Annotated in this window: 16 protein-coding genes; 1 reads left to right on the top strand and 15 read right to left on the bottom strand. The window is 38.9% G+C overall.

Going from position 1 to position 18,162, the window contains the following annotated elements:
* Positions 1 to 69: 69 nt before the first annotated feature.
* The 5 genes from RYX56_RS03570 to RYX56_RS03550 form a co-directional block, all read right to left on the bottom strand.
* Positions 70 to 336: a stage VI sporulation protein F gene (locus tag RYX56_RS03570; protein WP_317120759.1), complete on the bottom strand. Its 267-nt coding sequence runs from the start codon at positions 334 to 336 to the stop codon at positions 70 to 72.
* A 95-nt stretch (positions 337 to 431) separates the two neighbouring features.
* Positions 432 to 1,466 (bottom strand): NAD(P)H-dependent glycerol-3-phosphate dehydrogenase, encoded by a 1,035-nt coding sequence (locus RYX56_RS03565; protein ID WP_317120758.1) that lies wholly within the window; start codon positions 1,464 to 1,466, stop codon positions 432 to 434.
* 26 nt (positions 1,467 to 1,492) lie between these two features.
* Positions 1,493 to 2,119, bottom strand: coding sequence for a glycerol-3-phosphate 1-O-acyltransferase PlsY (plsY, locus tag RYX56_RS03560; RefSeq protein WP_317120757.1), 627 nt, complete (start codon positions 2,117 to 2,119; stop codon positions 1,493 to 1,495).
* Positions 2,120 to 2,143: 24 nt separating this feature from the next.
* A complete protein-coding gene (gene der / locus RYX56_RS03555; protein ID WP_317120756.1) occupies positions 2,144 to 3,457 on the bottom strand; it encodes a ribosome biogenesis GTPase Der in 1,314 nt (437 codons plus the stop codon).
* Between the two features lie 165 nt (positions 3,458 to 3,622).
* Positions 3,623 to 4,246 (bottom strand): YphA family membrane protein, encoded by a 624-nt coding sequence (locus RYX56_RS03550; RefSeq protein WP_317120755.1) that lies wholly within the window; start codon positions 4,244 to 4,246, stop codon positions 3,623 to 3,625.
* A gap of 122 nt (positions 4,247 to 4,368) precedes the next feature.
* Between RYX56_RS03550 and RYX56_RS03545 the strand changes: the two genes are divergently transcribed.
* Complete coding sequence (locus RYX56_RS03545; protein ID WP_317120754.1) at positions 4,369 to 4,503, top strand: YpzI family protein; 135 nt, start codon at positions 4,369 to 4,371, stop codon at positions 4,501 to 4,503.
* A 49-nt stretch (positions 4,504 to 4,552) separates the two neighbouring features.
* On the opposite strand, the gene fni is transcribed toward RYX56_RS03545, so the two are convergent.
* The 10 genes from fni to RYX56_RS03495 all read right to left on the bottom strand — a co-directional run bounded on the left by fni (position 4,553) and on the right by RYX56_RS03495 (position 18,120).
* A complete protein-coding gene (fni, locus tag RYX56_RS03540; RefSeq protein WP_317120753.1) occupies positions 4,553 to 5,602 on the bottom strand; it encodes a type 2 isopentenyl-diphosphate Delta-isomerase in 1,050 nt (349 codons plus the stop codon).
* Between the two features lie 22 nt (positions 5,603 to 5,624).
* Positions 5,625 to 6,776: a 30S ribosomal protein S1 gene (gene rpsA, locus RYX56_RS03535; RefSeq protein WP_317120752.1), complete on the bottom strand. Its 1,152-nt coding sequence runs from the start codon at positions 6,774 to 6,776 to the stop codon at positions 5,625 to 5,627.
* 89 nt (positions 6,777 to 6,865) lie between these two features.
* Complete coding sequence (locus RYX56_RS03530; RefSeq protein ID WP_317120751.1) at positions 6,866 to 7,456, bottom strand: lysophospholipid acyltransferase family protein; 591 nt, start codon at positions 7,454 to 7,456, stop codon at positions 6,866 to 6,868.
* A complete protein-coding gene (gene cmk / locus RYX56_RS03525) occupies positions 7,456 to 8,130 on the bottom strand; it encodes a (d)CMP kinase (protein ID WP_317120750.1) in 675 nt (224 codons plus the stop codon). The genes RYX56_RS03530 and cmk overlap by 1 nt, the downstream gene beginning before the upstream one ends.
* A 124-nt stretch (positions 8,131 to 8,254) precedes the next feature.
* Positions 8,255 to 8,923, bottom strand: a complete 669-nt coding sequence (locus tag RYX56_RS03520; protein WP_317120749.1) for a flagellar brake protein — start codon at positions 8,921 to 8,923, stop codon at positions 8,255 to 8,257.
* A gap of 111 nt (positions 8,924 to 9,034) precedes the next feature.
* Positions 9,035 to 10,393, bottom strand: a complete 1,359-nt coding sequence (ypeB, locus tag RYX56_RS03515; protein ID WP_317120748.1) for a germination protein YpeB — start codon at positions 10,391 to 10,393, stop codon at positions 9,035 to 9,037.
* Between the two features lie 18 nt (positions 10,394 to 10,411).
* The gene (locus RYX56_RS03510) at positions 10,412 to 11,431 is read right to left on the bottom strand and encodes a cell wall hydrolase (protein WP_317120747.1); all 1,020 of its coding nucleotides are present in this window, start codon (positions 11,429 to 11,431) and stop codon (positions 10,412 to 10,414) included.
* A gap of 237 nt (positions 11,432 to 11,668) precedes the next feature.
* A complete protein-coding gene (metH, locus tag RYX56_RS03505; RefSeq protein WP_317120746.1) occupies positions 11,669 to 15,115 on the bottom strand; it encodes a methionine synthase in 3,447 nt (1,148 codons plus the stop codon).
* 39 nt (positions 15,116 to 15,154) lie between these two features.
* Positions 15,155 to 16,984, bottom strand: a complete 1,830-nt coding sequence (locus RYX56_RS03500) for a bifunctional homocysteine S-methyltransferase/methylenetetrahydrofolate reductase (RefSeq protein ID WP_317120745.1) — start codon at positions 16,982 to 16,984, stop codon at positions 15,155 to 15,157.
* Between the two features lie 2 nt (positions 16,985 to 16,986).
* Complete coding sequence (locus RYX56_RS03495; RefSeq protein WP_317120744.1) at positions 16,987 to 18,120, bottom strand: methionine biosynthesis PLP-dependent protein; 1,134 nt, start codon at positions 18,118 to 18,120, stop codon at positions 16,987 to 16,989.
* Between the last annotated feature and the right edge of the window lie 42 nt (positions 18,121 to 18,162).

Here is an 18,162-nt window from a genome sequence, read left to right as displayed (position 1 = left end):
TTAATGTTCGTTCCATAAAGTATATGCAAAATAGGAGTTTTTGCGTTCGGCATTTGCCTATAGTTACACCTATTTTTTGTTGAACATTTTAGCAAGAGAAGCAAAATCAGTCGGCATATTGTTTTTTACAATTGCCTGAACGATCTGATCTTCTTTTTCTTTTGAAACTGGTGTATTCGCTAGCTTTGCAACCTGTGAGATTAAACTACGAACAGTCGCTTCATCTTGTAAGTTAGCCTGACTCACAGAATTAGCCAATTTCATTAGTTCATCTGGTCTGACGCTTGTTTTCTTCTGAACCTGATCCATAAATGAAGGGTCATTTTTTTGAAACATCACGCGTCCTCCTTCGTTCTTAATATAGAGATATTCTATGCATGAACGAAGAGTTGGTGCATGACTTACGCCTAGTTTTTCATTCCTTACTGGTACTACTCACTTTCTAGGAAGTCAGAAATTTGTTCCACCTCATGCTTCTTGACTCTTCCCATTAACTTCTCAGAAGCCTCTTTAGGGTGAATCCCTTCAAATAATACTTCATATAAAGCAGAGGTAATTGGCATCTCAACATCTAATTCATTAGCAAGTTCGTAGGCAGCTTGCGTTGTTCGAATGCCTTCAACAACCATTCCCATATTGCGAAGTACTTCATCAAGTGACTGACCTTGACCAATCATTTTACCTGCACGGAAATTTCTTGAATGCACACTTGTACACGTTACAATTAAATCACCTAATCCAGAAAGCCCAGCAAATGTTAACGGGTTAGCACCTTGCTTGACACCAAGACGGGTAATTTCTGCTAAGCCCCTTGTCATGATCGCAGCTTTCGTATTATCGCCCATCCCTAAACCGTTTGTTAGCCCACATACAAGAGCAATAATATTTTTTAGAGCCCCACCTGTTTCAACCCCGATTAAATCTTGATTTGTGTAGACTCTAAAATGTTGATTCATAAATAAATTTTGAGCGAGTGAAGAAGCTTCATGATTTAAAGAAGATACCGTTACAGTTGTTGGTTGTCGCATGCTTACTTCCTCTGCATGACTTGGCCCTGATAGGACAACAACATCCCTTAAAAAGTCTGTTCCTTTAAATTCATCTTCAATCATCTCTGAAATTCTCTTATGAGTTCCAGGTTCTATTCCTTTACTCGCATGAATGATTGTGACTGGGGTTGTTAAAGCTTCGCGAAGTGAACGAACAGTCTCTCTTATAGCTTTTGTTGGAACTACCAACAATAGCACCTCAACATCCTCTACAGCTTGCGCGAGATCTGTATAACCAATAATTTGTTGAGGTAATTCAACACCTGGCAAATAAGCTTCATTCCGATGTTGTTGGTTTATTTCATTAATTTGTTCATCTCTTCTAGCCCATAATCTCACTTGATGATTATTATCAGCTAAAACCATCGCAAGTGCTGTACCCCAGCTCCCAGCACCAATTACAGTAACATTTGACATGTGACCAACTCCTTTAAACATTAACTTTAGGAAGCTTCTTTTTTCTTCCCAATTTTACTTTCTGTTCCCGTCACCAAACGTTGGATGTTTGCACGGTGACGCCAGAAAGAAAGGATGGCTACAAAAATTGATAAGATGATATACATCGTTGGTATTTGATACGTTTCCATTAGAAAATAAGCAAAAATAGGTGTACCTAAAGCAAATAAGAGTGATCCTAATGAAACATAACGTGTAAGTACAATACTAATAATAGCGATGATTCCAGCAAATAGAGCGGGAAAGAAAACGAGTGTTGCGAGCACACCTATTGTTGTAGCAACACCTTTTCCTCCTCGGAAGCCATAATAAAGGGGCCAGTTATGTCCAAGAATGGCTGCAAGTCCTGCCATAGCAGGGAAAATACCACTTTGATCTGGTGCAAGGAATAACGCGAGCCATACTGCTACTATTCCTTTTAATACGTCTAGTAACAAAACCGTAACCGCAGGACCTACCCCTAACACCCTCAATGTGTTCGTTGCCCCCGCATTTCCACTACCATGTTGACGAATATCAACTTTTTTAACTTTTTTTGCAATTAAATAACTAAAGCTTATCGAACCAAGCAAATAACCAATTAAAATAACAGTGAGCAACAAAAAAATATTCATAGTCTCCCCCAATTCTAACTATGATTAGTCATTTTTCTTTCTAGCGATAATCTTAATTGGAGTCCCCTCAAATTCAAATGTGGCACGGAGACGATTTTCTAAGAAACGTTCATAAGAGAAATGTAGAAGCTCAGGCTCATTTACAAAGAATACAAAGGCAGGTGGTTCCACGGCGACTTGAGTAACATAATTAATACGAAGTCGCTTTCCTTTATCTGTTGGTGTTGGGTTCATTGCAACAGCATCCATAATTAAATCATTTAAAACGTTAGTCGGTACACGTAAGTTATGATTTTGAGATACACGTTTAACGGTTGGTAATACATGTTGTAAACGTTGTTTAGTTTTTGCCGATGTAAACAAAATTGGTGCATAAGATAAGAATAAAAATTCATCACGAATTTTTTGCTCAAATCTTTGCATTGTTTTGTCGTCTCTTTCAATTGCATCCCATTTGTTAACTACAATAATAATGGCACGACCAGCTTCATGAGCATAGCCAGCAATTTTTTTATCTTGTTCAATAATGCCTTCTTCAGCATTAATGACAACTAGTACAACATTAGAGCGTTCGATTGCTTTAAGTGAACGAAGCACACTGTATTTCTCTGTGCTTTCATACACTTTTCCTCTTTTACGCATCCCTGCTGTATCAATTAAAACGTAATCTTGATCGTCACGAGTAAATGACGTATCAATCGCATCTCGGGTCGTTCCTGGAATATTACTTACAATGACTCGGTCCTCACCAAGCATGGCATTGACTAAAGATGATTTACCTACATTTGGTCGACCAATTAATGAAATACGGATCGTATCTGGATCATAATCATCATCTGCTTTTTCTGGGAAGTGCTTGAGCACCTCATCAAGAAGATCCCCTAAACCGAGGCCATGTGAACCGGAAATAGGGTATGGGTTACCTATTCCGAGTGAGTAAAATTCATATAACAAATCATGCATGTCAGGATTGTCTACTTTATTTACGCCTAAAACAACTGGCTTTTTAGAACGGAATAAGATTTTTGCTACTTCTTGGTCGGCACTCGTTATTCCTTCTCGACCATTTACAATAAAGACAATGACATCAGCTTCTTCAATGGCTAATTCTGCTTGTTCTCTCATTTGGTTTAATAACGGTTCATCAGCAAGTTCAATACCACCAGTATCAATGACATTAAAATCGCGATCTAACCATTCTCCATGACTGTACAAGCGATCACGTGTAACTCCTGGCATATCTTCGACAATTGCTACCCGTTCTCCTACTATTCTGTTAAAAATGGTTGATTTCCCGACATTGGGACGTCCTACAATTGCAACGACTGGTTTAGTCATAATTGCCCCACGACCTTTCTTATGTATAATATATAAATGAATTCATCAAATATCCGATAAATTGGGTAAAACCTGTATTTGAGGAAGCATTTTTGAACTTGTTTGCTACCTGCAACCTATTTATTCTACTAAAACTAATGAAGATTGTCGAGACTTACTCGACAATCAATCTTTCGTTAAGTATAATTCATCCGATAAATGGTGTGAATTCCTCCTTTTCGACCATGCATGTACAATAGACGATAGATGATGTAAGTACCAACCACTTCCAATGAGCGCTGAGGTAAGAGCCATAACATCTAACAAATAAAATTCTCCAAATGAATACACCATAAATGTTTGTGAAACGGTTAGACCATAAAGAAGCTCTCCATGTAATAATCCTAAGATAGCAATTAGTAATCGTAACGACCATTTTGTTGTCATGATACATGATAGGGTTACAACGATAGCCATAGACATAAAACGTCCGTCAATTAAATGAACAACGGGATCATAGATTGATACAAGTTGAAAGGAAGCATAACTCGCTGCTACGATTAATGATGTCGGCAAAATATACAAGAGGCTCCTTGTCTTCATTTGAGTGAGATACCCATAAAAAACGCCAATCATAAAAACATATCCTAAACTTACTTGTATTGATTGAACCGTTACAAATTTTGGACTAACAATTAATAAAGTAAACATAAATATGGCGACAACGGTTCTTCGACTATTTTTCGGCCAAAAAAATGTGATTAGACAAAGATAAATCCATCCTACCCAGTAAAAATAAACCCCATCCATTTATAAACCACCTCCCCATTCTTCTTAGTATCGACGCTTCTCTTAAAAGTAAACATCATGATACATACAAAAATAACGACATGGAGATACTAACCATTCAACAAAGAAAGGAGGTAGTAAAAATGGGTAAAGACCGTCAAGAGCGTAAATTAAGAGAATCACATAAAGTAGAATCTGATCGAGATCAAAGCTTAACGAATAAAGGTGCAACTAAACTTCAAAGTCCAGACGAAGCAAGAGCTAATCAACGACCATAAAAAAAGCATAAAAAAGGTTGAGTGAGGAACCTTTTCCCCATTCAACCTTTTAGCGTTGAGTATAACGATCAAGTTTAATACCTCTTTGTTCGCACCAATCACGGGTTTTCCCGCTAATCACTAGGGGGACACCTTGTAATTGATTCAATGTTTTACTATTTAGAGCAGTCATTAACATTTTAAGGTCTTCATGCATTTCATTAATCTCATCGATAAGAGCTTGTTGCCCACTTCCCATCAGAATTTTAAGAAAGTAACCTGCAAATCCTGTAGCACTTGCTCCTAAGGCAATCGACTTTGTAATATCTAAAGCAGATTGCAGACCTCCAGAAGAAATAATAGAAAGGTTTTGATCTCCTTTAGTTACTTCAATAATAGAGCTTGTCGTTTCAATGCCCCAATCATCAAAATATCGTAACTTTCGGACCCGTCGTTCATTTTCTATTTTGGAAAAATTCGTCCCTCCGAATCCGCCAACATCCACAATTTTTACTCCGACACTCTCTAATTGTCCGGCTGTATTCTTATTCATGCCATACCCAACTTCTTTTACAATAAGAGGAACATCAATTTCACGGTTAATCTCTTCAATTCGCTTTAAAGTATTAGTGAAATCTCGATCCCCTTCAGGCATCACGAGTTCTTGAATCACATTCACATGTATCTGCAGGGCCGATGCCTCTAACATGTCAATGGCATCCTTTGCTTGGTCAGCTGTTGCTTCACTGCCTAAGTTAGCGAAGATTATCCCATTTGGGTGCATTTCTCTTACTACTTCATAGCTTTTTCTTTCTTCAGTATTTCGGATTGCAGCCATTTGAGAACCTACTGCCATTCCAATACCACACTCTTGTGCTACTTCAGCTAATTGTTGATTAATTGATCGAGTATCATCACCACCACCACCGGTCATGGCATTGATAAAAATCGGTGAACTTAATTTAAGTTCACCGATTTTAGAAGTTAAATCCACGTCATTGACACTTAATTCAGGAATACTATTGTGCACAAAACGAATGTCTTCAAAACCATGAGTTTGTGATTGCCCTGTTGATAAGGCATGATGAATATGATCTAGTTTTCTAGCTGCACGGCTCATGCTCTTACCACCTCATCTATCATTATTTATACTTCTTTAATTGATCTCCAATCATATCTCCAAGGGAAAAACCACTAGGCTCATCAGTTCGTTTCGCTTCATACTCTTGATAATCTTGATCATGCGTATCTTCTTTGTGAAGCTCACGGATGCTTAATGAAATACGTTTTTCATTAAGATTTACATCAAGGACTTTCGCTTCCACTTTCTCCCCTTCAGAAAGAACTTCAGAAGGCGTTCCTATATGACGGTTTGCAATTTGAGAAATGTGTACAAGACCTTCTACTCCTGGAGCTACCTCAACAAACGCACCAAAAGAAACTAGTCTCCTAACCGTTCCTTCAATTACATCACCTGTTGAAATTTCACCAGCCACTTCTTCCCATGGTCCAGGTTGTGTTTCTTTGATTGATAACGATACACGTTCGCTATCTGGGTCAACTGAAAGAACTTTGACTTTCACTTGCTCTCCTTCTTTTACAATCTCAGAAGGCGATTCAACACGATGATGAGCTAATTGAGAAATATGGACAAGCCCATCTACCCCACCAACGTCAACGAATGCACCGAAGCTAGTCAAACGTTGGACAGTGCCTTCTACCGTATCACCTGGTTGTAAAGATTGCAGGATTGACTTCTTTTTTTCTTGTAATTCTTCGTCAAGTACAGCACGTTGAGATAAAATTAGTTTATTGTTTTCCTGATCTAATTCCTCAACTTTTAAACGGAGCTCACGACCTTTGTAATCAGAAAAATCTTCGACAAAGTGACGTTCAACAAGCGAAGCAGGAATGAACCCTCTTACGCCAACATCAACCACTAGTCCACCTTTAACAACTTCGGCCACTTCAGCTTTTATGATTTCCCCTGACTCTTGTTGTTTACGTAATTGCTCCCACGCTTTTTCAGCTTGTACAGCACGTTTTGATAGGATAAGCTCATCGTCCTCTAGTTTAAGAATTTTCATTTCCAATTCATCGTCAACAGAAAGGACATCACTTACTTTTTCAACGTGTAAACTTGAAAGCTCGCTGATTGGCACAAGGCCTTCAACTTTAAAACCTACATCAACTAATGCTTGTTTTTCTTCAACTTTCGTTACCTTACCTGTAACAACATCTCCTACAGTTAATGATTTCAATTCTGCTAGTTCATTGTTCATTTCTTCACCCATTGACTTTTGCCTCCTTCAATCTCCGCTTTGTAGCGGTATGTAAACGTAATGTATAATTTGAACTCTCACAAAGCGTGAGAAATTTCTACCTACATTAGAGATGAATGAGCTTCAATTAACTTACCAATCTCATCCATAATCAGTTGAGTTGCTTGATCAGCTGTTGGTTTTTCTTTTCTTATTTCTTCAAAATTTATTGGTTTCCCATATATTAATTTTAAGGGTTCCCCTTTTTCATAAGGACCCACAATTGCACATGGCATAACGACCGCATCCGTTCGAAGTGCAAAGAAACCAGCTCCAGCAAGCCCTTTTCCAAGTTTGCCATCTTTGCTTCTAGTACCCTCCGGAAACAAACCTAGCATTTCACCCTGCTTAAGATACTCAATACCCTTACGCAAAGCTTGCTTGTCGCTCATCCCTCTACGTACAGGAAAAGCACCTAATTTAGGCAACAATGACTTTAGAATCGGTTTTTCGAATAGCTCCTGCTTTGCCATGTAATGAATCGGGCGTTTAATATAAGCTCCAAGTAAAGGTGGGTCTAAGTTGCTAATATGATTTGAACATAATAAAACGCCACCATCAGTTGGAATATTTTCTTCACCAATAATCTCAACTTTATACTTACTTGAAAGATACAGTCTGCTAATACGCTGGCCAAGTTGATATAAGCCCATTAAGAAGCACGCTCCTTCGCTAAATCAATAATTGATTTTACGACTTCTGCAATAGTCAACGAAGTAGAATCAATCTCAATCGCGTCATCGGCCTTTTTTAATGGAGCAAACTCTCTAGTTGAATCTAACTCATCGCGTCTGGCAATATCTTTTTTTAATTCCTCAAATTCAGATGGAAATCCTCTTTTCACTTGCTCCTCGTGCCTTCTTCTTGCACGCTCTTCAACTGATGCGGTTAAGAAAACTTTTAAATCAGCTTGTGGGAGTACATATGTCCCAATATCTCTACCATCTAAAACCGCATTCGAACCAGTAGCAAGAATTCGTTGACGCTCTACCATTTCAATTCGAACGGATGGATGACTTGCTACAAGTGACACATGCTTGTTCACCTCATCTGTTCGAATCAACTCAGTTACATCATTTTCATCCACATACACTAAGACGCCACTTTCTGTATGCCTCAGATCAATTTGAATTCCTTCAAGTAAAGAATCTAATTCATCCTCATTTTCAAGATTCACGTTTTGTGTCAATGCTGCGTAAGTAAGCGCTCTATACATCGCTCCAGTGTCTATATACAAAAACTGAAGTTGCTCAGCCACTAGCTTTGCGACAGTACTCTTTCCTGCCCCTGCAGGTCCATCAATTGCAATGTTCATCAATTTCATCATTTTCCCACACCTCATACATCTTCCAACAAACTTAATAAGCAATAATACTTAAAACTTTTTACTATTTATATACAATAATCATATCACACTCACTAAGGTCGGTCTAATACTTGCTCTCTTAATCTTAATCACGTTTTTGACGCCTTAAAATCACTTGACGTTCAAAACAATATCTTACAATTTGGTCCTGGTCTTTTTGGTCTAGATCTATAAATTGTAAAGAGGCTCTCATTTTTGCTTCAGGCCTCGATTGATAGGTTCTTATCACCTTACAACGAGCTCTTACAAACTTTTGTTCAGTCTTTTGCATCGGTAATACCATCGTTATATCTACTTCAGCTTGAATCGGAAGTACTGTACCCTTAGGGATCAAAATCGCACAACCACCCCCACTAATATCTACAGAAACTGTCGTAAATGCAGGAAGACGATCGCCAACTGGGTGTACCGCAACATCTGTAGTCGCCTCAACTCGTACATAATTTCGACGCTGAATACGATAATACTTTTCTTTACCTGGATCCTTTAATAGTAAAACCGGTATATTTCTTTTTTCTCGACCCATTACTTCAGTTTGAAATTCATAAACGGTTGAACTTTCTGATATAAAAGAAGCCTTTAATTTCGTCCCATCTAGAATAAAGCTAGGCTTCTCTGTTTCAACGTTAATTGGATAATCAATCACAAGATATCCTTTTGACTTATCTACTAAACGGCAGCGCAGCTTTTTTGTTTTTTTTTCATCTGTATGATCTTCCATTTCTATTTGCATTGTTGTTCCAATCGCAATCATTGCATTCCCTCCTGCAACTACATACAACTAAAATAGTCCTATATATTTTTACTCATTATCTCACGTAACAAAAAAAAGAAGAAGCATTAGCTGCTTCTTCTGTCAAATTTTTTATGAAAAATCATAAACTCTTTCTGCTCGCTCTAAACGATCCACTTTTTCCTCTTGGCCATCATCTGCATTAATAAAGATTCGATACGTATCATCATTTATCGTTCCGAAAAACTCATAACATAATACTTCATCGCCTAGTTCATTTTCAATTAATGCTAGGTGATCTTCCATAATCGCTACTTTTGGATTCACACTTTTTTCTGCTTCTTCTAACGAAACCGCCGGCTCATCAATAGAGCGTTCTTGGTGGTTAATCAGATAATCCTTCGCTTCATAACTAATCACATTTCCATCATCTAATGCGACTTCTACCATAATGGAATCGGTATAGACTCGTACATTATCTTGCAAGTATACAAATTGAAACAGCCCGATTGAATCATATTGTTTACTTTCAATCAATTGCATACCTTCTTTACCGTTCTCCTCTAAAAACGCTTGCGCGACATCAGAAGCTTCTTTTAAGCTTATATTCTGATCACGAATCTGACGTTCTTGCAAGAACCAGATCGGGTGTCCACCTTCTACACTCATATCCATATAATAATGAGCCTCATGATCTGGATCATCAATCACTAAACTGTAAGCAGGGTACTCAAGCCCTGATCCTGTGTCTGCAACATGTACAGCTGCATTTTCATTTAAATCAAGGTACTTTCTTGCAACATCTTTTGCTTCTTCCTTTGAAAACTTCTTGCCGCCCGCTAACGCGCGCTTCATTTCCCCGTTCAAATCTTCTATTGAAGCAAGACCTGCGCCCCACTCCACTTCACTGTACCCTTCGACGTTCTTGTTCATCACTTCAAAGTTATTAATGACTAAATTATCCGATGGCTCATCTTCCGTAGTCGCTTGCAATTCCTTATCAATATCTAACCATTTTTGATTATTCTTTAAAACGTAAGCTTGCGCTTCTCGCATTTCTTCTCGAATATCGTGTGAATGGTCGTAAAGTGTTTGTAATGTTTGATATTCTTCATCTGTTAGTGGTTCTTTATCTAAATCACGAATAGAGGTTCGATAAGAGAACTTCCCAATTTTATAAAGGAACTCTTCCGTTTTCCCTAGCTGTAAAGAATTTAAAGGTAGTTGGCCTAGTTCTGCTTGAGCAAGGCTTGTGATCCGCCACACTTCAGCTAACGCTGGTGTTAGTTGACGGCGAGTGTTCATTGCCAGCGTCGTTCCTAATTCGTCTTCGATTTGATCTAAATGAAACGTCAAATCATGAAAAGCACGCTGATAATTGTTTTCCGCATTTATTGAAAGTACTTGTTTTTGTTCTTGTTCTTGAAAACCCCAGTAACCTAGTGCAATTACTGCAACAGCTAGTAGCCCAATAATTATGTTACGCAACATTTTTATCACCTCCAAAAATTAATGACAGAAGATATGCTTACCAATTTTCTTGATTTGTGGTCTAGTCCAAATCCAACCTGATGTAGCTGTATCCGGGTTAAAATAGTAAATTGCATTACCGGTCGGATCCTGACCATTTAAAGCATCTAGCACAGCACGTCTAGCAGTTTCATCTGGAGCCATCCAAATTTGTCCATCAGCTACTGCTGTAAACGCTCTTGGTTCAAAAACAACTCCTGAAACGGTATTAGGAAAAGTCGGACTGTTAATACGGTTAATAATGACGGCTGCCACGGCAACTTGACCTACATAAGGCTCTCCTCTAGCTTCACCATAAACAGCTTGAGCCATTAATTGCAGATCATTGTCTGAATAACCAGGCGGCACATTAGTAGCTTTTTCAATATCAGCATCGTTATTTTGATCTACCGGTGCCTCTTCATCAGGGACTGGCGCTTGTTCTGGCGTTTCTGGAGCTGGCGACTCTCCACCTGGTTGAGGTTGACCGCCTTCGGGTGCTGGTGTTGGCTGCTCTCCTGCTTGACCTTGCTCTGGTGTCGGTGCTGGTTGATCACCCTTAGCAGGAGCAGGCTGTTGCCCGGCTTGCTCTCCACCTTTTTGTTTATTTCGACTACCTTTAGGACCTTGCTGTACTTTTTTGGGGGTCCCTCCGTAATGAGTAAACTTCCGACCTTCATTTAATGCACGTTGAACAAATTGTTCGTTATACTCAGTTGATTTAGCTAACTTATCTTTCATTTCAGGACCAACTAATCCATCAATATCTAATCCAAATTCATATTGATAATTTCTAACGGCCCAATATGTGCCCCAACCATAGACTCCATCAATTTTCCCATTATAAAACCCAATATACTGTAGACGCGCTTGAAGTTCTACCACGTCATCACCTGTTGCTCCTTGTTGAATCACTTGATCTGTGAATGCATGAGTGGGTGTTGACTGCGCCACTACAGCTACTGCACAAACCATAATGAGAGCAAGAGTAAGTTTCGATATGAACAGATGACTCTTCATGTTGTAAGTACCCTCCTTATGTCCTCAATCATTTTTTGAAGTGAGTTCATAAATCTCACTACTTGTAAACGTATTGTTTGTACACACCCAATTTTTATACGAATTTGATTACATTTCTTTAATTGTTCTATTCATGTCAAACTTAAAATCCTGTACAAAATGACCAATTATAATGCTCTTCACGAAAAAAATGCCTACTCCATGGAAAGAGTAGGCATTCTTATGTCTATCAAATTTTTAAGCTAACACGTTAAAATACCTGCCTTCAGGATGAGCGAATACCATTGCTGTTACAGAAGCTTCAGGCTCCATCATAAACCCATCCGTCAACTGAATACCAATTTTTTCTGGTGAAAGTAGTGAGAATAATTTTTCTTGGTCTTCTAAATTCGGGCATGCTGGATAACCATAAGAAACTCTCACTCCTTGATATTTAGCAGCAAAACGTTCTGACATTGTAAAGTCAGTCGGATCAGGAAACCCCCATTTATCCCTCATAAGTTGATGAACACGCTCTGCAAAACCTTCTGCAATTTCAAGCGCTGCGGCTTGAATAAGATGACTAAATAAATAATCACCGTTTTCTTTAGCTTCTTCAGCTAAATTACGTACGCCATTCCCTGCTGTTACAGCTAAAAAGCCTACATAATCCATTTCTCCACTTTCAACAGGACGTAAGTAATCAGCTAAACATAAGAACGGTTCATGATTTTGTCTTGGAAAAGTAAATCGATTAATAACTGTTTTTCGATCTTGCGGATCATAGATGATGACATCATCACCATCGGCTTGGGCAGGAAAGAATCGATACATTCCGTTCGCTTTTATAATTCCTTCTGTTTTAATTCGCTTAAACAACTCATCTACTTTTTCTTTTAAATCAAGAGCTCGTTTATCCCCCTCTTCAAGTAGACGGCTCACCTTCCCTTGCAATCCAAGATGTTTTCCAAGCAACATTTGCAAATTCACATATGGTTCTAGATGACTGAGATCATAATCCCTTAAAATGTGCTCGTTTAGGTCCTCTGGTATAAATAAGGGACTATCGAGTGCTACTTTGGAACGAACCGGCTTTTCAAGAACTTGAACAGACGATTTCCTTTCTACTCTGGCTTGTTCTTTTTGATTTCGTTTTTCTTGAAGCTCGACAGTTAACTTTTCTTGATCTTCTGGTTTTACTAACTTATTAGCAAGCTCAAGCCCATTCATTGCATCCTTCGCATAGAGGACAAGGCCCTCATACTCAGCAGCAATCTTTGTATCTGTGAATTTACGAGTAAGAGCAGCCCCTCCGACCAAGATTGGTATAGAAATGTTTTGTTGACGCATATCTTGAGCAGTCAAAACCATCTGTTGAGCTGATTTTACTAATAGACCCGATAAACCGACCGCTTTCGGGTTCTCTTTTTTGATTGCTTCAATTAATTCATTAGAAGTAACTTTTATTCCAAGGTTGACAATCTTGAAGCCATTATTTCCTAAAATGATTTCAACAAGGTTTTTACCAATGTCATGCACATCGCCTTTCACCGTCGCTAAGAGGATCTTCCCCTTTCCATTATCATCTGCTTTTTTCTCCATATAAGGCTCAAGGTAAGCAACCGACGCTTTCATTACTTCTGCACTTTGTAAGACTTCCGCAACAATTAATTCATTATTATTAAAAAGTCGTCCTACCTCATCCATGCCAACCATAAGTGGCCCATTAATAATCTCTAATGGATCACTAAAAGATTGCAGCGCTTCGTCTAAATCTTTATAAAGGCCTTCTTTCGTTCCCTCAACTACATACGAAGCGAGACGTTCTTCTAATGTCATAGAAGAAGCTTCAATTTTCTTTTCTTGCTTTTTCCCTCTATAAAAAGCCGTGAATTCTGCAAGCGATTCATCAGTTGTTTTGAATAGTAACGTTTTAGCCATTTCTTTTTCTGCTTCTGGAATGGAAGCATACCTCTCTAATTTCTCAGTGTTTACAATAGCATAATCTAAGCCAGCTTGTGTACAGTGATATAAGTACACTGCATTTAATACTTCTCGTCCAACAGGAGGTAACCCAAACGAGACATTACTAACACCAAGAATCGTCAAACAATCAGGCAATGCTTCTTTTATTTTTTTAATTCCTTCAACAGTTGCTTCTGCCGATCCAATATATTGCTCATCCCCTGTTCCTACAGGGAACACTAGTGGGTCAAAAATAATATCAGTTGGTTTTAAACCATATTTACCTACGAGCAAATCATAGGAACGCTTTGCTACTTCTACCTTTCTCTCGGCTGATACCGCCATTCCTTCTTCATCAATAGTACCTACAACAACCGCTGCACCGTACCGTTTTATTAATGGCACGATCGCCTCAAAGCGCTCTTCCCCATCTTCTAAGTTAATGGAGTTAATAATAGCCTTTCCTTGTGAATAAGTAAGAGCCTTTTCAATCACTGCCTCATCTGTTGAATCAATCATCAAGGGCACTTTTACTTTATTAACAACATGAGTTAAAAAATCTTCAATATCGTCAATCTCTTCACGATCTGGATCTGCTAAACAGATATCAATGACATGAGCTCCACGCTTCACTTGAGCACGTGCAATCTCTGATGCTTCTTCATATTTACCTTCAGCAATCAACCTCTTGAATTTTCTTGAGCCAATCACATTTGTTCTTTCTCCAACAAATAACGGTCGCATACTATCATCATAAACAAGTGGTTCAATTCCAGATACAGCATGTACATTATTCTTTTTTAGAGGCCTTGGCGCATGTCCCTTTACCGCCTCAACCATTGCACTAATATGCTCAGGGGTTGTACCACAACAACCACCTACAATATTTAACCAACCTTTTTCAGCAAAGCCCATTAATTTTTTTGATAGCGAGCTTGGAGACTCATGGTAATGTCCTTCTTCATCTGGTAAGCCTGCATTGGGGTAGCAACTTACATACGTTTCCGAGAGTTCTGAAAGCGAACGAATATGGTCACGCATAAATTCTGGACCTGTTGCACAGTTTAAACCGACAACCGTTGGTTTCATATGTTCCAAAGATAAATAAAATGCTTCAATCGTTTGACCCGCAAGTGTTGTTCCCATCGGTTCAATCGTTCCCGATACCATAATTGGAACTTCTACACTTAATTCAGCAAATGCCCGTTCGATTCCCACGTATGCAGCTTTGACATTGCGCATGTCTTGACTCGTTTCAAGCAATAATAAATCAGCACCACCCACAAGCAACCCTCTTGCTTGTTCATGATAAGAATTGATGAGGGCTTCAAATGTAGTCCCACCTGTAACGGAAAGTGATTTAGTCGTTGGCCCCATTGCCCCAGCAACAAATCGAGGGCGTTCTGGTGTTGAAAAATCGCTCGCTACTTTTTTAGCAATTTCAACTGCGACACGATTTAACTCTTCTGCTTTGAAGCCTAGGTCATAATCATCCAACACAATATCAGTAGCGCCGAATGTATTCGTTTCAACAATATCTGCACCTGCAGCAAAATAATCACGATGTATTTTCTCGATTACATGTGGAGCCGTTTCATTCAAGTACTCATTACAACCTTCATACTCTTCCCCGCCAAAATCTTCTGCCGTAAGATTTGCCTGTTGAAGCATCGTACCCATTGCTCCATCTAAAACAAGGATTCTCTCTTCAAGTTGTTGTTCTAATAATGATTTTGGCATGATAACTCTCCTTTTTTCCGTCCATCCAATATGGTTCAATTATTTGATAATTTCAGTAGCTGTTTTCTGCTCAATATAAGTCGTTAATTCCACTGTAATACCGTAGCGTAAAAATGGGGTGATAAGATAAATTCCGTTAAAAAATTCCGTAGCAGTATCAATTAATGATTTGGCAATCTTAATTCCTTCTGCTTGTGCAAGTTTAGGGTCCTCACAATCAGCCATTGACTGACGAATGGAATCAGTTAACTTGATACCTGGTACTTCATTATGAAGAAATTCTGCGTTCCTTGAACTTATTAACGGCATAATACCAAGATAAATCGGTGTATCAAGATGTTTTGTTTCATGATAAAACGCTTCAATTTGCTCTTCGCTATACATTGGCTGTGTCATAAAAAAATCTGCGCCACTATCTATTTTTTTCTCCATTCGTCCTACTGCTTTGTCTACATGACGGACATTAGGGTTACAAGCTGCCCCAATCGAGAAATTAGCCTTTTGACCGAGATCTTTACCTGAGAATGAAATCCCTTCATTTAGTTGTTTCATAAGAGAAATCAATTGAAAAGAGGTAACATCATATACGGATGTGGCTCCTGGAAAATCACCCACTTTTGTTGGATCTCCAGTTACAGCAAGCACATCATTAATTCCTAAAGCATCAAGACCCATTAAATGAGATTGCAACCCAATCAAATTTCGATCGCGACATGTTACATGTACAAGCGGTCGAACATCCTCCTTTATTTTTGATGCGAGGGCCATGTTATCAATTCTTGGAGAGGCAAGCGAATTATCCGCTAGGGTTACTGCATCTACCCCTGCCTGCTTAAGAGCTTTAGCTCCTTTAATAAAAGTATCGGTATTTAATTTTTTTGGCGGATCAAGTTCTACAATAACTGAATTTCTTTGCTTTACTAATTCCGGTAAGGTCTTATCCTTACGTTTAAATTCAATGACTGAATTCGGGTGCTCCAACGAAGAAGTGACCCACTTCTCCTGTACTGGTTTACGTCTTTTTGTAACTGTGGCAAAAGCTTTAATATGTTCCGGTGTTGTCCCGCAGCAACCTCCGAGTAACCTCACTCCTTGATTAACAAACTGTTCACCCATACTTTCAAAATAATCTGGATTTGAATGATAGAACAGCCTGCCATCCTGATATTCAGGTAAGCTTGCATTGGGATAAACGGATAAATATGCCCCTTCAGGAAGAGGAAGATCTTCAAGTGATCGCAACATATGACTAGGACCCATACGACAATTGATCCCTACGATATTTGCTCCTTTCTTCACCATCTCGCCAATGGCATTCTTCAGTGTTACCCCCCCATGTAAAACACCTATTTCACCTAAAGATACATTGGCGATCACAGGGAGATCCGACCTATTCCTTACTAATTGAATCGCCAGGATAATTTCATCTAAATTATAGAAAGTCTCTAATAAAATTCCATCTATTTCTTCATCTAACAAAATTTCAAGTTGCTCATCAAGGGCATTTTTCACTTCTTCTAGGGACCAATCTTCCTGGTGTAAGTTCTGCAATCCACCGACTGTTCCGACAATGAAATGTTCACCTTTAGTTGTTGCCTTGCGTGCTAACTTTACTGCTTCTCTATTAATGATTTCTACTTTATCTTCAAGCCCGTGTTTTTCCAGCTTAAGTCGATTGGCTGCATAAGTGTTCGTTTGAATAATGGTTGAACCGGCAGCGACATATTGGTTATGGGCATCTATTATTCTTTTAGGATCAGATAGATTTAGCTCCTCAAAACATTGAGAAACACCTTGTTCATAGAGGAGTGTACCCATAGCTCCGTCTCCAACTAATACTTCTGTTTTTAATCGTTCAAGAAACGTCATCGTTACACCCCTCTTGATTGAGTCACTTTATTCTTTGCCACATAAAGAAATGCTTGCTCTAAGTCTTCAAGGAGATCTTCAGCTCTTTCGATCCCCACAGAGAATCGTAACAATCGATTACATACGCCATTTTGAACTCGAACCTCTTCTGGAATATCGGCATGTGTTTGTGTAGCAGGATACGTCATTAAACTCTCTACGCCCCCTAAACTTTCGGCAAAAGAGATCAGTTTCAACTGCTGTAAAAACGGATTGACCCATTGTTCATCCTGAATTCTAAATGAGACCATTCCCCCTCGACCTGGGTATAACACATCCGTTACACATTCACTTTTTTGTAAATAACGGACGATTTCCTTCGCATTTTGCTCGTGTTTTTCCATTCTAAGCGCAAGTGTTTTCATCCCCCGAATTAATAACCAAGAATCAAATGCACTAAGCGTTGCTCCAATCCCGTTATGGTAGTAGCCAATTCTCTCTGAGAGCTCTTTGCCTTTTGCGACCACAAGACCAGCAATGACATCATTATGTCCACCTAAATACTTAGAAGCGCTATGAACTACAATGTCCGCGCCCTCTACAATAGGCTGCTGGATTAACGGCGTGTAGAAAGTATTGTCTACAATTAATAAAATTTGATGCTTTTTACAAATATCAGCTAAAGAGCGGATACAGGCTTCTTGCATCAAAGGATTAGTAGGTGTTTCTATAAAAATAGCTTTAGTCTTTTCATTGATTGCATCCTCAACAAGGTCGAGCTCTCTTGGGTCTACATAAGAAAATGTTAATCCCCAACGCTTCCAACCTTCTTCAAACAAGCGATACGTTCCACCATAAAGGTCTTTTGTAGCTAAAATCTCATCTCCCATTTCAAATAAAGAAAAGACAGTTTGAATGGCAGCCATCCCAGAGCTACAAGCAAATCCACGATCTCCTTCTTCAAGAGAGGCAATAGCTTGTTCCACCACTTCACGTGTTGGGTTACCCGTTCTAGCATAATCATATCCTGTTGATTCCCCAATACCTGTATGTCTGTATGCTGTTGATAAATAGATAGGCGTATTAACTGTACCTGTATGTTCTTTTCCTCTATTCCCAATTTGAACGACGTCAGTTGCATGTTTCTCTTTTGTCATGTTCTCTCCTCCTAATACCAGTACCTAAATAAAAAGACACCT

It is taken from the genome of Alkalihalophilus lindianensis (assembly GCF_032843265.1).
GTDB classification, from domain to species: Bacteria; Bacillota; Bacilli; order Bacillales; family Bacillaceae_D; genus Alkalihalophilus; species Alkalihalophilus lindianensis.
The sequence above is the reverse complement of the archived record's forward strand: the minus strand, read 5'-3'. Positions and strand labels throughout refer to the sequence as shown.